Annotated in this window: 14 protein-coding genes and 1 pseudogene; 2 read left to right on the top strand and 13 right to left on the bottom strand. The window is 58.3% G+C overall.

Translation table 11 applies throughout. The features are described from left to right. Positions 1-2: 2 nt before the first annotated feature. Entirely contained in the window at positions 3-950 is a 948-nt protein-coding gene (locus AC0L7L_RS05305; protein ID WP_473512501.1) for a DMT family transporter, read from the bottom strand. 188 nt (positions 951-1,138) lie between these two features. Between AC0L7L_RS05305 and pepN the strand changes: the two are divergent. Together pepN and AC0L7L_RS05295 are read left to right on the top strand one after the other, a co-directional pair. Beyond that, positions 1,139-3,788 (top strand): annotated as a pseudogene (gene pepN / locus AC0L7L_RS05300) (aminopeptidase N). A 227-nt stretch (positions 3,789-4,015) separates the two neighbouring features. Beyond that, positions 4,016-5,887, top strand: a complete 1,872-nt coding sequence (locus tag AC0L7L_RS05295) for a hypothetical protein (RefSeq protein WP_473512499.1) — start codon at positions 4,016-4,018, stop codon at positions 5,885-5,887. A 6-nt stretch (positions 5,888-5,893) separates the two neighbouring features. Here AC0L7L_RS05295 and AC0L7L_RS05290 read toward each other — a convergent pair whose 3' ends face one another. The 12 genes from AC0L7L_RS05290 to AC0L7L_RS05235 all read right to left on the bottom strand — a co-directional run bounded on the left by AC0L7L_RS05290 (position 5,894) and on the right by AC0L7L_RS05235 (position 20,338). Further along, positions 5,894-8,863, bottom strand: a complete 2,970-nt coding sequence (locus tag AC0L7L_RS05290) for a bifunctional [glutamine synthetase] adenylyltransferase/[glutamine synthetase]-adenylyl-L-tyrosine phosphorylase (protein ID WP_473512497.1) — start codon at positions 8,861-8,863, stop codon at positions 5,894-5,896. Between the two features lie 141 nt (positions 8,864-9,004). Beyond that, positions 9,005-10,429: a sensor histidine kinase gene (locus tag AC0L7L_RS05285; RefSeq protein WP_473512495.1), complete on the bottom strand. Its 1,425-nt coding sequence runs from the start codon at positions 10,427-10,429 to the stop codon at positions 9,005-9,007. Between the two features lie 10 nt (positions 10,430-10,439). Then, positions 10,440-11,129: a response regulator transcription factor gene (locus AC0L7L_RS05280; protein ID WP_473513787.1), complete on the bottom strand. Its 690-nt coding sequence runs from the start codon at positions 11,127-11,129 to the stop codon at positions 10,440-10,442. 135 nt (positions 11,130-11,264) lie between these two features. Then, positions 11,265-12,800: a Do family serine endopeptidase gene (locus AC0L7L_RS05275; RefSeq protein WP_272210675.1), complete on the bottom strand. Its 1,536-nt coding sequence runs from the start codon at positions 12,798-12,800 to the stop codon at positions 11,265-11,267. Positions 12,801-12,908: 108 nt separating this feature from the next. Continuing rightward, complete coding sequence (locus tag AC0L7L_RS05270; protein WP_272210674.1) at positions 12,909-13,373, bottom strand: cytochrome c-type biogenesis protein; 465 nt, start codon at positions 13,371-13,373, stop codon at positions 12,909-12,911. Further along, complete coding sequence (locus tag AC0L7L_RS05265) at positions 13,370-15,367, bottom strand: heme lyase CcmF/NrfE family subunit (RefSeq protein WP_473512491.1); 1,998 nt, start codon at positions 15,365-15,367, stop codon at positions 13,370-13,372. Before AC0L7L_RS05265 ends, AC0L7L_RS05270 begins: the two co-directional genes overlap by 4 nt. Next, positions 15,364-15,807 carry a cytochrome c maturation protein CcmE gene (ccmE, locus tag AC0L7L_RS05260; protein WP_473512489.1) on the bottom strand — a complete coding sequence of 148 codons (444 nt, stop codon included), beginning with the start codon at positions 15,805-15,807 and terminating at the stop codon, positions 15,364-15,366. The genes AC0L7L_RS05265 and ccmE overlap by 4 nt, the downstream gene beginning before the upstream one ends. Beyond that, positions 15,804-16,940, bottom strand: coding sequence for a c-type cytochrome biogenesis protein CcmI (ccmI, locus tag AC0L7L_RS05255; protein ID WP_473512487.1), 1,137 nt, complete (start codon positions 16,938-16,940; stop codon positions 15,804-15,806). The genes ccmE and ccmI overlap by 4 nt, the downstream gene beginning before the upstream one ends. Before the next feature lie 119 nt (positions 16,941-17,059). After that, entirely contained in the window at positions 17,060-17,470 is a 411-nt protein-coding gene (locus AC0L7L_RS05250) for a hypothetical protein (protein WP_473512485.1), read from the bottom strand. 176 nt (positions 17,471-17,646) lie between these two features. Further along, the gene (locus AC0L7L_RS05245; RefSeq protein ID WP_473512483.1) at positions 17,647-19,026 is read right to left on the bottom strand and encodes an ATP-binding protein; all 1,380 of its coding nucleotides are present in this window, start codon (positions 19,024-19,026) and stop codon (positions 17,647-17,649) included. Then, positions 19,023-19,685 carry a response regulator transcription factor gene (locus AC0L7L_RS05240; protein WP_473512481.1) on the bottom strand — a complete coding sequence of 221 codons (663 nt, stop codon included), beginning with the start codon at positions 19,683-19,685 and terminating at the stop codon, positions 19,023-19,025. The genes AC0L7L_RS05245 and AC0L7L_RS05240 overlap by 4 nt, the downstream gene beginning before the upstream one ends. Positions 19,686-20,128: 443 nt before the next feature. Then, positions 20,129-20,338: a hypothetical protein gene (locus tag AC0L7L_RS05235; RefSeq protein WP_272210664.1), complete on the bottom strand. Its 210-nt coding sequence runs from the start codon at positions 20,336-20,338 to the stop codon at positions 20,129-20,131. Position 20,339 lies beyond the last annotated feature (1 nt).

Here is a 20,339-nt window from a genome sequence, read left to right as displayed (position 1 = left end):
GATCAGTTCGGAGTCTGGGATGGCGAGACGCGCCGGATCTTGCGGCGCTCAAGCCCCAGCCTGTGCTCTCGAAAGATGATAAAGATGCCGGCGCCGACCACAAACACAGAACCGGTGAGCGTATTCATCGTCGGGATTTCAGCAAAGATAAAGAACGAGATCGCAGTTCCGAAAATAATTGAGCTGTAGTCAAACGGCGCAATCGTCGAGGCGTCTGCAAAACGGTAGGATTCGGTCATCATGATCTGCCCGATACCACCGAAGAGTCCAGACAGAACCAGCAGAACCATCGGCCAAAACGCCAGTGGGGCCCAGCCGAAAGGCAATGTGGCAAGCGACAGAAGCGCCGCAAAGCTGGAGAAATAAAGGACGATTGTCGGTCCCTTTTCCGTGACCAGCAGACGACGCACCTGGATCATCGCAAGCGCACCGAGAGCGGCACCGGCCAGAACGAGCACCACCGCAAGGGCGTCCTCCGACCCGATCCCGCCTTCGCGAAAAAGCGTCAGTTTCGGCCAGGAAATGACCAGCACCCCGAAAAGCCCGACACCGACAGCCGACCAGCGATAGACCCGCACGACTTCCCCCAAAAACAACGCAGCAAACACAACGGACAGCAGCGGCATGGCATATCCAAGCGCAATAACCTCCGGCAGCGGCAGGTGCATCAGCCCGTAAAAACCCATGCCCATGGAGGTTATCCCGATCAGGGAGCGCAGAAAGTGCCCGACGGGACGCTTTGTCCTGTAGGCCCCCTTCAGTTCATGGCGCCAGGCGAGATAGACGATGATCGGTACAATGCCGAACAGCGAGCGGTAAAACGTCACCTGCCCCGGCGCAATCCCCGCCCCCGCCAGCTTGATGCAGGTCTGCATACACAGAAAGGCAAGGATCGACGAAAGCTTGAGAACGATACCGCGGATGGGGTTGGCGTTGTCTTCGAAAGGCATGAAGGGCACATTCTTGTGTTTGAATGGGCGACGATAACGGTCGCAGAAATGTCGCCGTCCTTACGCCACTTCCCGCGCAATTGTACAGATTTCATCAAAATTCGGCGAAGCATTTGCAATTCAGCTGCTTCGGCGCTTTGTTGTGCATCGATCGGCGCAGCCGCACAAAAATGTTAAAGAGGAAGATCATGCGTACGGACAAAAACCGGACCGTTTACCTGAAAGACTATCAGCCGACGGATTTCATCATCGAAACCGTTGACCTGGTATTCGACCTCGGCGAAACGCTGACAACCGTTGGCAGCGAAATCCTAATGCGCCGGCGGCCCGGCGCCGATCCGTCCGCACCGCTCGTTTTCGATGGCGACGGGCTGGCGCTTTCCGGCCTCGCGCTCGACGGCAAGCCGCTTCTGCCCGAACGCTATGACTGCGATGCAGACTCCCTGACGATCCGCGATCTTCCCGAGGAAGGCCCGTTCAAGCTGACGATCAAGACACGGATCAACCCCTCCGCCAACAGCCAACTCCTGGGGCTCTACCGCACCAACGGCATCTACTCGACCCAGTGCGAGGCCGAAGGGTTTCGCCGCATCACATATTTTTACGACCGGCCCGACGTGCTGGCAGTCTACACCGTTACCATCATAGCGGACAAAGAGACCTGCCCTCTCCTGCTCTCGAATGGCAACCTTATCGAGAAACAGGATCTCGGTGACGGCCGCCACATGGCCAGGTGGCACGACCCTTTCATGAAGCCGTCCTACCTCTTCGCGCTCGTTGCCGGTGATCTGGCGATGATCGAGGACAGTTTTACGACCATGTCTGGACGTGACGTGGCACTCAGGATCTATGTCGAGCACGGCAAGGCGGCGCGCGCCGGCTATGCCATGGATCTCGCTCAGGCGCTCGATGCAATGGGACGAGGAGCGCTTCGGGCGGGAATATGACCTCGACATTTTCATGATTGTCGCTGTCTCCGACTTCAACATGGGGGCGATGGAGAACAAGGGTCTCAACATCTTCAATGACCGGCTGATCCTTGCGGACCCGGAAACTGCGACCGACGACGACTATGCGCGGATCGAAGCCGTAGTGGCACACGAATATTTTCACAACTGGACCGGAAACCGGATAACCTGCCGCGACTGGTTCCAGCTGAGCCTGAAGGAAGGCCTGACGGTCTATCGCGAGCATGAGTTTTCCGCCGACCAGCGCTCACGCCCGGTTGTGCGCGTCGATGAGGTCAAGTTCCTTCGTGCCCACCAGTTCCCGGAAGATGGTGGCCCGCTCGCCCATCCGGTGCGCCCGACGCAATATCTCGAGATCGACAATTTCTACACCACGACGGTCTACGAGAAAGGCTCGGAAGTCTCGCGGATGATTGCCACGCTTCTCGGCCATGACGGGTTCCGCACGGGGCTTGATCTGTTCTTCGAACGTCATGACGGCGGCGCTGTGACGATCGAGGACTATCTCAAATGCTTCGAGGACGCGACCGGCCATGACCTCTCGCATTTTGCGCTCTGGTATCACCAGGCCGGTACACCGGTGATATCGGTCGCAAGCTTCTATGATGAAAAGAAGAGCCAGTTGAAGCTGACGTTCAGCCAGACCACACCGCCGACGCCCGGCGAAAGCACCAAGAAGCCGCTGCACATTCCGCTGCGGGTCGGACTTATTGGTCCCAATGGCGACGACATGGCCCCGACGGCAATCACCGGCGGAGAACACCGGAAGGACGTCTTGGAGATCACCGAGAGCGAACAGGCCTTTGTGTTCGAGGGAATCGGCGCCCGGCCAGCCGTATCAGTCAACCGTGATTTCTCCGCACCGGTGAAAATCCGTTTCGATCAGTCGCGCGAAGACAGGTTGCGCATCGCAGGCGCCGAGAGCGATCTGGTCGCCCGCTGGGATACGGTCAATGCGCTGGCGCTTGAGGTGCTTGTGAAGGCCGCTAGGGACGCCAAGGCGGGTAAACCGGTGGTGACCGACGCAGCCTTGAGCGAGGTACTGGTGGCCACGGCAGAAGATGCAACACTTGAGCCTGCTTTCCGGGCGCTTGCCCTGACGCTTCCTGGCGAACTCGAGATTGGACGCGAGCTCGGTGGCGATGTCGATCCGGATGCGATCCATGTGGCGCGCAAGGCAGTGGTTGAAGCCATTGCCACAGTCGGACGCGATACGTTCGCGCAGCTGGCGGAGGAGATGCAGAATACCGGCGCTTTCAGTCCTGATGCAGAGGGCGCCGGCCGCCGGGCGCTGCGCAATGCCGCCCTTGCCCTTGCGGCTGCTGCCGAAAAGTCCCCGCACCGCGCCAGCCGAGCCTATGAGAAAGCCGACAACATGACCGACATGCTGGCCGCCATGCGCGTGCTGGCGCACCAGTTTGCAGGTTCAGCGGAGACCGAAAATGCCCTTGCCGATTTCAGGCAGCGCTTTGCCGATGAACCGCTCGTGCTCGACAAATGGTTCTCGACGCTGGCAACGGTACCCGGAGAGGCGACGCTGGAGCGCGTTGCAGCGCTGATGGGCGACGAGGCCTTCGACGAGACCAACCCCAATCGCGTGCGCGCCCTCATTGGGGCCTTCGCCTCGTCGAACCCGACCGGCTTCAACCGCGCCGACGGTGCCGGTTATGCCTTCTTCGCCGATTTCATCCTGACCTCCGACAAGCGCAATGCCACGCTGACGGCTCGGCTGATGACGGCGATGCGCTCGTTCGAGGCACTTGAGCCAGGCCGGCGCGCGCTGGCCCGCAAGGCAATCAAACGCATTGCGTCTCATGACGACCTGTCCCGCAACCTGAGGGATATTGTCGATCGGATGTTGAAAAGCTGATTTGGCCCTTGCCAAGACACGTAATCCGAGTCCCTTTTTCGACAAAACGGTCCGCCGCACCTCTTCCACTCAAACCCCGCGGCGGCCGTCAATCCACAAAAAAGCCTTATTTGGTATATGGTTAACAAAAGCTTCCCTCTGGGTGCTGGACAACCCGAATCACCTTTGATTCACTAGGGTAGATCTCGCAAGGCGGTTTCGCGGATCAGACGAGGGAACTTATGCAAATGAAACGATCAGATCTGTGGGAAGACCCCGCAGTGAACGGGAGCCTGCGCTCTGGATTCACTGCAAAACAGGCACTCTCAGGCCAGCAACGTCGCGGATTTTCGGGGCTTGGTGCATTGGCCGCAGCCAAACGGCCGATCGTCGAAAGAGTTCTGAAGAATTCGATTCAGTATCTGATCATTGCTTTTCTCATCTGTGTTGCCGCCGCCCGCGGTTTCTCCTTGATGTCGAGCCACAGCCGCATGGAAGATGCTGTGCGACAGGCCACAGAACTGACATCAGCGATGGCTGTTGTTGCACTCGAAAATGAGCCGGCATTGTTCGAACCGGAAAACGCAGCCGCCGCCGAAGAAAGGTTGCAGTCGTTGAATTCGATCGCTTCAACCGGATCGGATACCGATCTTCTGATGATCGACACCACGGGCTCCGTGCTGACCACAACCACAGCGCGTACAAACCTTATCGGTCGTTCACTGGCATCCGTGTTCCCCGAACTGACATCGGCACACCATCCGCGCACGGCCGGTCAAGTCGTCGAAACCCGGATTGACGGCGCCCCCTACCAGGTCTCGATGCACCTGGTTGGTGACAATGGCGGAATGGTGATCGCGCTGCACGCGATGGAGCGAATGAACGCCTTCTGGCGGGCCGAGGTCAATCTCAACGTCACCCTGTTTGCCTCCATGGCACTTCTGCTGCTCGTCGTTGTCTACGCTTATTACACACAGATCAATCGTGCTGATGAGACAAGAGACATCATGTCTGCGGAGCGCAGCACGCGCGACGCCATGCTTGCCAATGGTGAAGCAGGTCTGTGGTCGTTCGAGCCAGCAACGCGGCGCGCTATTCTGGACGGCTCGGCAAGTGCCGCCCTCGGGCTCGGCTCTCAGCAGCGTGAAATCACCTACCGCGAGCTACTCGGCCTTGTTCATCCTAACGACCGCCACGGTCTTGCGCGCAATCTCCGGCCCTCCGATAACGGACTGATCGAGACCAATATCCGCATTCGCCAAGATGATGGTCGCTACCGGCTTTTTGCAATCCGTGCGCATGCGGCAATCAAGTCAGGCCGCGTAACCGTGTCGGGCGCGGCAATCCGCGCGGCATCCGGCCGCCACCAGGCACTGGAAGCAGCCACCCGGAAGGTCTGCATACTCGAGGCTGCTTTCGATGCACTGCCTCAACCGCTCGCTCTTTGGCGCAAGGACGGCAGCCTCGATCTCGCAAACGCATCGTTCCGGTCAGCATATGATATCGATGGTAGCCACAACGCCGTTCGCCGCGAGGCGCTCTCGGTCGAAGGCGACGGCCATGCTGTTGTCGTGCGACGCACGCAATCGGGTAACAGCAGCACCGCCGAAGTCAGGACAACGCATGGGGAATGGATGCAGCTTGCAGAACATCGTTTTGAAAACGGTACACAGCTGACGATGGGAACGAATATCACCCGTTTCAAGGAAGAACAGAACCGCCTTCAGGTCGAACAGGAGCGCCTCAGAGAAAAAGTCAGCGCGATGGCGACCTCGCACCGCAAGCTCGAACTGCGATGCGCGTCGCTGGAAAGCGCTCTTGATGGTCCGGCAGGTGTCCCTTCCCAGGCAGAAAAGGCTTTTGCCGGCCAAACTGCCGACCATGCGGTCCCCGCAGAGATGCGCACGTCCCTAAACGCTGTGCTTGGCTTTTCGGAGCTGATGATTGCCGAAACCGAAAAAGCGCGGCAGCCGGGCTGCAAGCTCGACGAATACGCCCGCCACATTCATGCTGGCGGCAAGGCGCTCCATGCGCTGGTTGAACGCCTTGAAAACAAGGGCGAAGTGTACTTTGCGAGCGACGGCCATGACGGCCCCGTAGTACGACGCATCGTTGGCTGATGGGCGTTATCCGGTCGCACCTCCGGCGGCTGGAAGCAGCTTCCGGAAGACCGCCCGCACATCGCCGGCCAGATCGGCAATCATCGCTTCCATCGCACCGACATCAGGGCAATCCGCAAGCTTGCAAAGACGTTCCAGAAGACCCGCGGGCGCGGTATCAGGTTCGAACCCTTCATTGAGGCAGGCCCGGGTCAGCTGGGCAATATCGGTATAAAGCGCGAGCGCCCTGCGACAGACCTCGAGATCACCTTCAGGCATCACGCCGGGAGCAAACCGCGCCAGGACATCATCTGTGGTCATCACCTCGCAGCCGCCGACCTCACCGCGCGGCACATGGCAGGCCAGATGGCAGTACTGCGCGATGAACTCGATATCGACCAGTCCGCCCGGTATAAGCTTCAGATCCCACGAACTCTTGGCCGGTTTGTCGCGCTCGATCCTGGCGCGCATCTCGGCGATATCGCGAGCCAGTTCCTCTTGGTCGCGCGGGCGCCCAAGAATGGCATCGATCACCGCTCCGGTATCCTTCATCAGTGTGGCGTCGCCGCACAGAGGATGTGCACGGGAAAGCGCCATATGTTCCCAGGTCCAGGCGTCATTCAGCTGATATTTTTCGAAAGCAGCCAGTCGTGTCGCAAGCGGCCCTGCATTTCCGGAAGGTCGAAGCCGCATATCGACCTCGTAAAGCACACCTTCCGCCGTGGGGGCGCTCAGTGCAGCCACCAGACGCTGGGTCACGCGGGCGAAGTAGCGCGGCACATCGAGCTGCTTCGGACCTGAGGACATCGAAAGCGGATCATCGCAATCGTAAAGCACGATCACATCGACATCCGAGCCTGCGGTCAGTTCGGAACTGCCGAGCTTGCCCATGGCCAGCACACAGGTCCGCTGGCCGTCCACCAGACCATGCGCCTCTTGCATCTGGGCAAGCACTCCCTGCAAAGCTTCGTCGATGACCAACGTTGCCAGCATCGTCAGCGCCCGACCGGCGGCAAAGCCGCTAATCGAACCGGTCACAAGCCTGATACCAATCAGGAAACGCTGCTCTGCCGCAAAAATCCTGAGCCGGTCGAGCCGTTCCTCGTAGATCTCCGCTCCGCTAAGGAAGGCCTCGAGCCGTTCGAGAAGATATTCGCGGGTCGGAATTTCCGTCATCAAGGCGGGATCGAGCATGCCGTCGACAATATGGGCGCGCCCGGCAATGATCTCGGCAAGTCGCGGCGCCGCCGACATCACCTCCACCATCAGCAGAAGAAGATTCGGATTGCTCTTCAGCAGTGAAAACAACTGGACACCGGCCGGCAGACCGGCGAGGAAGCGGTCGAAGCGCAGCAACGCCTCGTCTCCCCTTCGGCTTGCACCGAAGGCCTTCAGCAGATCCGGCATGATCTCGGTGAGGCGCTGGCGGGCCTTGTCCGTTTGCGTGGCGCGATAGCGTCCATAATGCCATATCCGGATGACCTTGGCGATGTCCTCGGGACGCTCAAACCCGATCTTGCTCAAGGTCTCCAGCGTTCCCGGATCATTGTCTTCGCCGGTAAACACAAGATTGCCAGTCTCGCCTGAAAGGGCCGCCTCCTGCTCGAACAGCCGTGCATAGCGCCGTTCGACGATTTTCAGCACTTCGAGCACGGCTTCTGAAAAGGCTTCAGTCGTCTCAAAGCCGCTCATATGCGCGATCCGCAGCAGATCGGCATTATCGTCCGGCAGAACATGGCTCTGCTCGTCACGCACCATCTGTATCCGGTGTTCGACATTGCGCAGGAACCAGTAGGCAGAGGTGAGTTCGTCGCTCGTGGCCTTGTCAATCCAGCGCGCTTCGTGCAAGGCCTCAAGCGCATCCACCGTCCGCCGGCACCGCAGCTCCGGCATACGTCCACCAGCGATCAATTGCTGGGTCTGAACGAAGAACTCGATCTCGCGGATCCCGCCGCGTCCGAGTTTGACATTATGCCCATTGACAGCAACAAGACCGAACCCCTTGTGCGCATGGATCTGTCGCTTGATGGAATGGATATCGGCGATCGCTGCATAATCGAGATATTTGCGAAAGATGAACGGGATCATTTCGCCCAGAAAAGCCTCGCCCGCGGCCAGATCGCCGGCGATCGGCCGCGCCTTGATATAGGCGGCCCGTTCCCAGTTCTGGCCACGGCTCTCATAGTAGAGAAGCGCTGCCTCGACCGGAATAGCCAGCGCGGTCGATCCGGGATCGGGTCGCAGCCGCATATCCGTGCGGAACACATAGCCATCACCGGTACGCTCCTGCAGTATCCGGATGAGGCGACGCATGAGACGCGGAAAAAGCGACCTCGGGTCGTCTGTCTCGCTGACGATTCCGGCCTCAGGGTCGAAGAAGACGACAATGTCGATATCGGAGGAGTAATTCAGCTCGCATGCGCCCAGCTTGCCCATACCCAGAACCACGACACCCGATTGCTCAGAGGGTGCATCGGCATTTTTCAGCGTCAGCTTGCCCTCCCGCGCGGCTGAAGCTAGCAGATGATCCACCGTCGCAGTGACGGCAGCACTCGCAAATTCACTCAGCAGCGAGGTCGTCTTTTTGGGCGCGATTATGCCCGCCAGGTCGGCAAGTGCTGTCAGAAAGGCGATGCGGCGCCTTGAAACCCGCAGGCGCACCATAATATCGTTGTCGCTGATCTTTCCGTCCGCATCGCGCCAGGCAACTCGTGCAGTTTCTATCTCGCCCTCAAGCTGCGGAATAAACGGCTCCTCGATACGGAGAAGCAATTCCGGATGCGCGCGGAAGCTGTCGAAAAGGAAAGGTGAAAGCGAAAAAGAGGCCGCGAGGAAGGCCGTCAGCGGGTCATCGCGATCAGCAAGAAATTGAGGGAGATCGTGCTTATCGACGCCGGCTGCCATCTCGTCGAAGGCAGACAGCGCCAGTTGGTCATTCAGCGGAAAGACGGGCTCTCCCGAAATATCCCGCAATGTAACGGCTACCCGATCGCTCATCATATCCTCCGCAATGGTTTTATCTGCCTTAACATCGTGGGACGCCGGCTTAAAGCCAAAGAGGAAGAGATGCAGGCCTCGGAAATGAACTGCTCACTGATATCTTTGAGGGAAGAAGGTAAGTGCGCCAACCCGAACCGCTCAGTCCAGGCTTCCTTTTTGACGGGCGAGCGGAAAGCTCAGGACCGCCCCCAGACCAGTATAGTTTTCCAGCAGGCATTTTGCTTCGGTAAGCGAAAACACACCTCCATGCATGGAAGCGACAGCATCGACCAGCGAGAGACCAAGCCCCGTGCCAGGCTTCGAACGGCTTTCATCGAGGCGGAAGAAGCGCTGCTTGACGTCGTCCATTCGCGAGGACGGAATGCCGGGCCCGTTATCAGCCACAACGAAAACCGCACGCCCGTCTTCGCGCTTCAGCGACAGATGTATCGACTGTCCACTGCCTTCGGAATACTTGATGGCGTTGTCGAGAAGATTGAAGATCGCTTGGCCGATCAGTTCGCGATTGCCGTTAATCGAAATATCCGGCTCGATTGCACAGTCGAGCGAAAGGCCGGCCTCTTCGGCAACGGGACCGTAAAGCTCGGCGCTGTCCTCAACAATCGCTGACAGACAGACGACTGACATTTCGGCAGCGACAGCACCTGCCTCAACGCGAGATATCATTAAAAGCGCGTTGAAGGTTCGGATCAACTGGTCCGATTCGGCGATGATCCCTTCAAGCGCAGCACGGCGCTCGTCGGGGCTTTCGGTGGCACCAGCATCAGCCGCCTTATTGCGCAGGCGTGTCAGCGGGGTTTTGAGGTCGTGAGCGATATTGTCCGAAACCTGTCGTAGCCCCTCATTCAGCCGCACGATCCTGTCGAGCATCAGGTTAAGCGAGTTGGAAAGCCGGTCAAACTCATCGCCGGATCCCGTAACGGGAAGACGCTGGGAGAGGTCGCCAGCCATGATCTTGCCGCTGGCACTCGACATCCGGTCCATGCGCTTCAAAGCATTGCGCCCGATCGCGAACCAGATCACGAGAGCGCCAACGCCCATGATGATGAGCGCAAGCAACAGAGCCTGCCTGACAACGATATGCAGGCGTTCCGGGTCGCCAAGATCTCGCCCGATCAGCAGCCTGATGCCGTTGTCAAGCTCGATGACATAGCCTGCCGCGAGGTTCTGGTGCGATCCGCTGTTGTTTTCTGCAAAACCCTCGTAACGGAAAGGTGGCTCGATCCAGCCGAGCCGGTTCAAGACACCCGGCTGCAGCGACGCGACGTTGCTGGCCAGTATCTCGCCCTGAGGACTGGCGATGACATAAAGATTGGCACCGGGCTGACGGGCACGTCTCTCGATAATATTGAACACCCGCCGAATGCCGCCCTTTTCATAGGTAAGGTCGAGTTGGGCAACTTCTTTTTCGAGCGAATCCCGCGTCTGACGCAGAACAAGATCCTCAGACACAGCTGTGACATAGAACACCATGACGGCAGCACAGAGGCCGAACAGCAGGATATAAACAGCCGAAAGACGGACAGCGGTGGATTTGAACAGCAGCCGCAGACGATCTCTCACCTGAACCGCTCTAGGCATCATTTTTGATCATATAGCCGGAACCACGGATCGTCTTCAGCAAGGGCTTGTCAAACTCCTTCTCGATCTTGGAGCGCAGCCGCGACACATGCACATCGATCACATTGGTCTGTGGATCGAAGTGGTAATCCCAGACATTCTCCAGGAGCATGGTGCGCGTGACCACCTGCCCGGCGTTTTTCATGAGATATTCGAGCAGTCTGTATTCGCGCGGCTGGAGCGTGATCTCGCGGCCCGCCCGGCGCACCTCGTGCGAGAGGCGGTCGAGCTCCAGATCGCCAACCCGGTAGACGACATCCTGATCCGGCATGCCCTTGCGCCGCCCAAGCACCTCCACCCGCGCCAGAAGTTCGCTGAACGCATAGGGTTTTGGCAGGTAGTCGTCGCCACCGGCCCTCAAACCCGTCACCCGGTCATCGACCTGCCCCAGCGCTGAAAGAATAAGGACCGGCGTGTGGATGGCTTTGGATCTGAGCGCAGATATCACCGACAATCCGTCGCGGCGCGGCAACATGCGGTCGACCACCAGCACGTCGTATTCGTTTTCGCTCGCCATGAACAAACCGCTCTCGCCATCGCCCGCATGCTCGCAGGTGATGCCGGCCTCACGAAAGGCCTTGGTCAGGTAGGCGGCGGCCTCGAGATCGTCTTCAATTACCAAAATACGCATGGTGGCGACCATATCGCCATTGCGATCAGCGTTACAAGCGATCTCACGGGTTTCATCGACAGACATTGTGGGTACTCCGCAACAGGTGCAGAATGAAAGAGGCGCACGGATATTCCCGTGCGCCTTTTTTCATCTTGTCAGGGCCGGTCAGCCGGCATCCTCGTTCTCGTTGCCGGTCGGCAGAGCAGTAAACATGCTGCCGTTTTCAGTCTCGACCTGAAAGAGCGCCTGCTTTCGTCCATTGCCGGCGGCTTCTTTAACCTGTTTGAGAATGTCGTCGGCCGAGGCAACCGCTTTGTTGTTGACGCTCAGGATCTTCTGGCCCTCGGTCAGCCCCTTGGATGCTGCATCAGAGTCAGGGTTTACGGCCGTCACAGTCACACCCGCGCCATCATCCGACGGGCGCACTTCGATCCCCATCCGGCTCATCAGCGAGCTTTCTTCTGGGCCGCTAATGCCTTCGACGGCTGCCAGTTGATCTTCGGTCGGAAACTCGCCGAGCTTGACGTCGATCGTCTGGGACTTGCCATCCCGCCAGACCGAAAGCTCGACATCATCGCCCGGCTCCATCATGCCTATCATCCGTGACAGCGAACGGGCATCCTCGATGACATCGCCATTGACGGCAGTAATCACGTCACCCTGAAGAAGGCCCGCCTTCGCACCGGGGCTATCGGAGGTCGGTTCGGAAATCAGCGCGCCTTCCGGCTTGGCAAGGCCAATCGATTCGGCGATATCATCGGTCACCGGCTGGATGCGAACACCGAGCCAGCCGCGCTCGACCGTGCCATCATCAATCAGATCGTTGACAACATTCTGGGCTAGATGTGCGGGAATGGCGAAGGCAATGCCGACATTGCCGCCCGACGGCGAGAAGATCGCAGTGTTGATTCCGACAACCTGACCATTGAGATCGAAAGTCGGACCACCGGAATTACCGTGATTAACCGCGGCATCGACCTGAATGTAGTCGTCATAGGGGCCGGAGGCGATATCGCGGCCAAGTGCGGAGACAATCCCCGAGGTAACAGTGCCGCCAAGGCCGAAGGGATTGCCGACGGCAACCACCCAGTCACCAACGCGCAGCTTGGAATCGTCGGCGAATTTCACATAGGTAAACTCGTGATCGGCGTCGACCTTCAAAACGGCCAGATCGGTGCGCGGGTCTGTTCCGACCAGCGTGGCAGCATATTTGGTTCCGTCGTCCATCAAAACGGAGAAGGTGTCGCCTTCGCCCACGACGTGGTTATTCGTCACGAGATAGCCATCTCCTGAAACGAAGAAGCCCGACCCTTGCGCGACCGGACGCGGGCCACCACTGCGAGGCTTTGGCGGCTGCTGGGGCTCGACCGGCGCGCCGAAATCACGGAAGAAACGCTTCAAAGGATGATCGTCGGGAAGATCATCGAAGCCGCGACCACCAAAGCCAAAGCCGAAGCCTTCATTCTGGGCAACCGGCTGGACATTGCTTTCTACAACGACGGAAACGACGGCAGGCGACACCGCTTCAACGACGTCAGCGAAGCCCGGAACCTTGGGGGCTTCGACCTGAACCGGATCGGCGAGCGCTTCGGGAACCGTAAGCGGCGCACCTGCCGAAAACAGAACTGCGGCAACGCCGGCAACCGCCGAGGCTTTCAAAATCGGCTTGAACTTGTTGTGTCCGGAAGTCTGGTCCAACATCTGGTCTACCTTTTCCTTTAGTGACGTTTTTGAAGCTGTCTTCAAACTTGATAAAGGCACTATAAAGGTTACGACCTTACGGAAATCTGTCCACAAAATGACGGATTGTTAATCCTCGGCATCACCAGAAAGAAGCCGATCGAGCCGGGCCTCTTCGTCCTTCGAAAGCGGGCGATCCTTCGTATGACGGTTTGCAGAAAGCCGCCATAGCACCAGAGTTCCGAAAAGAATCAGCACAGCCGGCGCGCCCCACAAAAGCCATGTCTTGGGCGAAAACTGCGGTTTCAGAAGCACAAATTCGCCATAACGCGAGACCACATAGTCAATGACTTGCGCATTGCTGTCACCGTCTACCAGACGGATCCGCACTAGTAGTCTTAGGTCGCGTGCAAGTTCAGCGTTCGAATCATCGATCGACTGGTTCTGGCAGACCATGCAGCGCAATTGTGCGGAAATCTCGCGAGCGCGTATCTCAAGGGTCGGATCGTCCAGCACCTCATCGGGCATCACCGCTCGAGCGGTCGCCAATGGCAACAGTATCAAAAGCGCAATCAGAAAAACGCGGAGCCTCATTCAGCCGCTCCCGCCTGAGTGGCTGCGGACAGGCGGCGCTTGCGACTTCGCTCCGGAGCTCCGACGCGAAGCCGGCGATCCGTAATCGAAGCCACGCCGCCAAGTGCCATGGCAACGCCACCGAGCCAGATGCAAAGGATGAACGGCTTCCACCACACCCGAACAACCCAGGCGCCATCGGTCCGCTCGTCCCCGAGCGAAACATAGAGCTGGCTCAGGCCGAATGTGGAAATACCGGCTTCAGTCGTGGGCATGTTGTTGGAGAGATAGACCCGCTTTGCCGAATAGCTGTCCCGGATCACCTGGCCGTCTTGCGAGATCTTGAACAGACCGCGTTCATCAACATAGTTAGGCCCCGTTACCGGCGTCGTGCCCTCGAAGGTTACCGTATAACCACCTGCATCGACAGTCATGCCGGGAGACATCTCCAGAACTGCCTCGGTCTCGTAAAGCGAAACGGCGACAATGCCCAGTACCGTCACCCCGAGACCGAAATGGGCAAGCGCCGCCCCGAAGGCCGAGCGCGGCAGGCCGGCGAATCTCGGCCAAACCCTGGACAGCGGCATCCGGCCGAAGCCGGAGCGGAACAAAAGGTCGCTTGCCGCACCGAAGATCAGAAAAAATGCAATTGCCACTGCAAAAACGGCAAGCACCGGTCCGCCGGAATGATAATAAATGAAAGCAACCGCCAGAACGATGGCGAGAAAACCTGCGGCCAGCAGACGTTCGCCTGCGGCCTTCAGGTCCCCCCGTTTCCATGACAGCATCGGGCCGAAGGGAACAGCAAGCAGAAGCGGGATCATCAAAACCCCGAAGGTCATGTTGAAGAATGGCGGACCGACCGAAATCTTGTCGCCCGTCAGGGTCTCAAGCACAAGCGGATAGAGCGTGCCAGTCAGCACCGTTCCCGTTGCCACCGTCAGGATCAGGTTGTTGAAGACCAGGGCACCCTCGCGCGAAATCGGCGAAAACAGGCCGCCGGCGCGCAAAAGCGGTGCCCTCCAGGCAAAAAGCGCCAATGATCCGCCAACGAAGAGAGCGAGGATTGTGAGAATGAAGATGCCACGCGTGGGGTCTGTTGCGAAAGCATGTACTGAAGTCAAAACACCGGATCGGACAAGGAACGTACCGAGCAATGACAGCGAAAAGGTCAGGATCGACAGCAGCACCGTCCAGATTTTGAGCGCTTCGCGTTTCTCCATCACCAGCGCGGAATGCAGAAGCGCCGTCCCCGCCAGCCAGGGCATGAAGGAAGCGTTTTCTACCGGATCCCAGAACCACCAGCCGCCCCAACCGAGTTCGTAATAGGCCCAGTAAGATCCCATCGCGATGCCAGCGGTCAGAAACAACCACGCCAGCAATGCCCAGGGCCGCACCCAGAGCGCCCAGGCCGCATCAATCCGCCCGCTGATCAGAGCAGCCACGGCAAAGGAAAAGCAGACTGAAAACCCGACATAACCGAGGTAAAGAAGCGGAGGATGGATAGCCAGGCCAAAGTCCTGAAGAATCGGGTTGAGGTCCTGACCCTCACCAGGTACCGGAAACACCCGCATGAACGGGTTCGAAGTCAAAATGATGAACAGCAGAAACGCCGTCGCAATCAGGGCCTGGACGGACAGGACATTGGCGCGCAGATCATTGGGAAGGTTCCGGCTGAAAGCTGCAACGAGGGCACTGAACAGCGTCAGGATCAGCAGCCAGAGCATCATCGACCCCTCGTGATTTCCCCAGACACCGGAAAACTTGTAGACAAGCGGCATCATCGAATGCGAGTTTTCCCAGACATTGCGCACGGAAAAATCGGAAACTAGGTGGCTGCGGATCAACACGCCGAAGGAGAGTGCCACAAGCGCAAAGAGTGTTAGCGTTCCGCTGACGGCAACCGTCATCAATTGCGGACTGTTGCGCCTGACCCCGACAGCGGGCACAACAAAGGTAATCGCTGCCACCGCCAGCGCGAGAACAAGCGCGAAGAGACCGAGTTCAACAGTCACGGGCTGGCCTCCCCTTCCCAGACACCATCCTCCTTCAGACGGTCAGCAACTTCCTTGGGCATGTAGTTTTCGTCATGCTTGGCCAGCACCGTATCAGCGTGGAACGCGCCGTTGCCGTCGAACCGGCCTTCGGTAACCACGCCTTGCCCCTCACGAAACAGGTCAGGCAATATCCCCGCATAGCGGACCTCGACGGTGCCTGAACCATCGGTCACGGTGAAAAGAACATTGGAATTTTCGGCACGCCTGATCGAGCCTTCTTCGACCAGCCCGCCAAGTCTGATGCGCGTTCCTTCACCAACTGGCTTATCGGCAAGATCTGACGGCATGTAAAAATACGAAACACTGCGGCTGAGCGCGAACATCACCAATAGCACAGCAACGGCGATAAACCCGACACCGCCTGCAATGACAGCCAGCCTTTTCTGTTTGCGATTCAAGGCTCTGCTCCCGATATCTCAAGCGAGTCTCCAAACGCTGCCAAACGGGTGCCCTGCTCGCTGCTCACCCCATAATAACCGATGGCCTGCTCCAGTGCCAAAGCCGCTTTTCTCTGTTCCCCAAGAACGGAATAGGAGCGTATCAGGCGCATCCAGCCGTCGATGTCATCGGGCTCTTCGTTCAGCCTTTGCTCAAGACCTGAAATCATGCCAGCGATCATATCGGCGCGCGCTTCAGGTGCAAGCTCGGCCGCTGCCGCGACGGCCTGTTCATCCGGTCCGTTCTCAACAACGCCGCCATCGGCCAGGCGCACGCGGTTCAGAGCGATCTGGCGAGCCACCATTTCATGCCACGGCGAGTTGTCGGGGAGCGCAGCTTGCAGGCGTTCAAAACGCTCTATAGCAAAGACACTGTCACCCGATTGTTCGGCGGCTAGGGCGGTAAAATAGAGCGTTCGGAGATTTTCCGGATCGATCGCCTCGGCCTGTTTGAACACGTCCAACGCTCCATCTGTCACAATTCCGGAATTCTGGACGACGATCGCCTCACCCAGTCCGGCAAGACGATCAGCCGTCGGGCCAGAAACCCGTATCGCATTGGCGTAGGCGTTCTGTGCCGCCTCGAAACGATTTTCGCGCAGATATATCGGTGCGATCACGTCCCACCCCCGTCCGTCATCGGGGTTTACCGCCAGATGCTGCTCGACACGGGCCACGAGCACGGCAAGATCCGGTTCGTCGGCATTGATGCGGTCGGCAAGCGGCTGGTCCGGAGCTCCAGGCGTTCCAACAAATGGATAGATAAAGCCTGCCCCCAGCAGGACAATCACAATAGCAACAGCAGCGCCCCACCGAGACGTGCGGCCATTGCGGCCGCGCAAGGCCGTTCCGTTCGTTCGATCACTGACGGCCAGCAGTCGCCTGCCGATTTCGGTGCGCGCCGCCTCGTATTCCGGTTCGCTGAGAAGCCCTTCCCTGCGTTCACGCTCGATTTCCCGCAGTTGATCGCGATAGACTGCGGCCTGGCCGGCCATGATATGGTCTGCACTCGAGCCTGACGTCTGCAATAGAGGCAGTGCAACCACGAAGGCTGCAACAACGAACATGACAAGGGCAACGGTCGCGAAAATCATAATGGCATCTTCGTACGCTACCGCAGCGAAATAGCCAACACACTAAAGTTCTATTGTGTTTCATCTGCCGCAAAAGGTCGCAGCGCGGCAGACGCCATAACCGACGGCAAAATTTGCAGCTAGTTCAAAAGGGTCCAGACACCATCCGGGCCACGACAGGCTGCGCCGCGGCCGACATATTCAGCGTCCTTAACGGTCACCCTTTGGGTGTATTGGCGGCAGTTCTGGTCTCCGACCTGATAGGGACTTGCAACCTTGACGTCTCCACTCGCAGCCTTGCCTTGCCAGTTTACCGACTCACCGGCGGGAACTGCCGAAAGCGCATATTGCTCAGCCCGTAGCGCACGTGCACGATCGGCCGGTGAAAGCGTAACGCCGGTTCTTTCAACCAACCCACCATCAAGCGACGTGGTCTGAACCGACTGTGCCGGAGCGACGCTTTGCCCAACAGACGGCGGCGCGGCCTGCTGCCTCAAAGAACAACCTGCAACGACCAGAGCGAGACCAATAAGCAGCACATTACTTTTCACGACGGCTTCTGAACCCTGAATTCAAACAATATCGCGGTTTATCAGCGACGATAAACCGAGCGGTTTCTCTCAACGATCTGCAAAGACCAAACGTTCTGACGCAAGATTGGTTCGGTCGTAGAGGCAGATTATGGCCAGATTTCGCCGCACCGGACAAACCGCCAGTCACGCAAATACTACTTCTTGCACTTTGCCGGCAGAACGACCCGGGCATGCAGGCCGGAACCATTCAGACCGGTCAGCTCAAAGCGTCCACCATAGGCCTGCACAACGTCATCGACGATGGACAGGCCCAATCCGGACCCAGAGCCGCTCTCGTCAAGGCGCTGCCCGCGCTTCATTGCTGTGCGGATTTCCTCCGGCGTCAGACCCGGCCCGTCGTCAACAACAATGATCTCCGCCCAATCTCCGGTTTCGTCAGCCCCCTCAAGCCACTGTGCACTGACGCTGACCTGACGTTTGGCGAAACGGGCTGCATTCTCGAGCAGGTTTCCAACGATTTCCTCAATATCCTGCTGCTCAGCAGCGAGTACAAGGCCACCGGCGCACGAAAGCGAAAATACCGTTTCGGGATTGAGCCTTCGCATGACCCGGACAAGCCGTTCCAGCACGGGCTCGATTTCGCAGCGTGTGAGCACCGATTCAGTTTGCGCAGCAATTCTTGCACGGTTCAGATAAGCCTGTACCTGCGCTTGCATCATGACAACCTGCGAGGCGATGAGTTTACCGCCCTGCCCACCCATGCTCTGGGCTTCGTTCAGCAGCACCGCGATCGGGGTCTTCAGCGAATGGGCAAGATTTCCCACTTGCATGCGGGCACGCTCGACGATGGCTCGGTTGTTGGCGAGAAGCGCATTGATTTCATCAGCGAGCGGTTGGATCTCGACGGGGAAAGCCCCCTTCATTACGCCCTCGCCCTCGTCGGAAATCTGCCTGAGTGCAGCACGCGCGCTGTCGAGTGGCCGAAGCGCAAAGAGAATGATCAGCCCGTTCAGCAGTACGCTCGCAACTCCAAAAAGAGCAAGAGCGATATAGAGACGCTCTGAAAACCAGCGAACGTCATTATCGACCGCATCAAGATTGCCCGAGACCCGCACTCGGGTGGCCCGATCATTTTCGTCGATCACAACCACCGTTTCGATTACGGCCAGTTCATTGCCGTGATCATCCCTGACGAGATAGGTCCGCTTGAAATCACCGTCATAGGGGACTTCGCTTTCAGGCTTGATCGGCAACTCGGTGGCCCCAAGAGACGGCGACCGCAGTGTTTCCTTTGACGCATCATAGAGCGGGTCGACAACCCAGTACCATCCCGTCTGCGGTTGTTGGTAGCTCAGGTTGCCTGTCTGCGGCGATCCCTGAAGATCACCTTGCTCATTGATCGAGACAGAGTTGACGACGTTGAACATCTCCGCCTGAAGCAATTGCCTGAAGCCCCGTTCAGCGGCGTTGCGGTAGAGTGCAGAAATCACCACGGCTATGACCAGCAGAGCGATGACAAACCACATGGTCGTCAGGGCCAGGGAGCGCAACGTGAGTGAATTGGCCCATTTCATTCGGGTGCCCGCATAAGGTAGCCGAGCCCGCGAACCGTTTCTATCCATTCGGGGCCGATTTTTTTACGCAGCCGTCCGACAAAGACTTCGATCGTATTGGAATCACGATCGAAGTCCTGATCGTAAAGATGTTCAGTCAGTTCGGTTCGCGAAATAACCTCGCCCTGATGGTGCATCAGATAAGACAGCAATCGGTATTCGTGAGAGGTAAGGCGCAGTTGTTGGCCGCCAAGGGTTGCCTTCGAGGCCTTGACGTCAAGCTCGATCGGCCCGCATCTTATCGTGCCCGCGGCATGGCCGGCCGCCCGCCGGATCAGGGCGCGGATACGGGCCATCACCTCCTCGATATGAAAAGGTTTGGTGACATAGTCATCCGCGCCGGCGTCGATACCGGCAACCTTGTCGCTCCAGCGGTCGCGCGCCGTCAGGATCAGCACAGGCATATTCCGACCGGCCGCACGCCACTTCTCGAGAATTGTCACACCGTCCATCGTTGGAAGGCCAATGTCGAGGATCACCGCATCGTAGGGTTCTGTATCGCCAAGGAAATATCCTTCGTCCCCATCATAGGCGCAATCGACCACGTAATCGGAATCCCGAAGCATCTGTGCAAGTTGCCGGTTGAGGTTTTCGTCGTCTTCGATGAGGAGAATACGCATCTGTATCTATTCACTGGTTGCGGGACTGCCTTGCATCTTCATTCTGCGGCTGCCACCACTGCTTCAGCTTACGGGAACACGCCGCGTGATCTTACGCGGTGGATTGCCAGCGTTCGCCGGTACAAAAACAGTTACAAGGCAATCTTTACCATCGGGCGCCGCTAAAGCCGACAAAAGCTCACCACCCGTACTTGCGATAACAGCCCTTGCAGCCGCGGCGCAGTCGGCCGCATCTGACGCGCCAGTCGAGCCTATAACAAGCGGAAGGCCCGCGATCAGGATCCGCACCCCATGTTTCGCTCTGGACATAACACGATTTTCCCCACGAGTTCCATTCACCACTAACCTCTTAAAGATAATAGGCTGAACTGCAAATGAATAGCCCGTCAAATGCCGCCCACCGGCATTGAGTGGAGCCGGCGGGAATCTTGAAGCGACGATAGTCAGCGAGTCAGCATTCCCTTGGCCGAAAGCCGTCCCAAAAGCGCAATCATCCCGCCTGAAGCGCCGACAAGTGTCGTGATCGACGCAGCCAGTTCATGCTGCATGCCTTCATCGAGATATATGCCGCAAAGCTGAAACAGCGGAGCGAGGATCGCCAAAAGGGCACCCCATACGGTTTTCGACAGATACCATTTTTTCGCAAAGTCCATG

The sequence above is a fragment of the Martelella sp. K41-7 genome (assembly GCF_055808365.1).
This window is presented reverse-complemented; position numbering and strand designations above follow the sequence as displayed.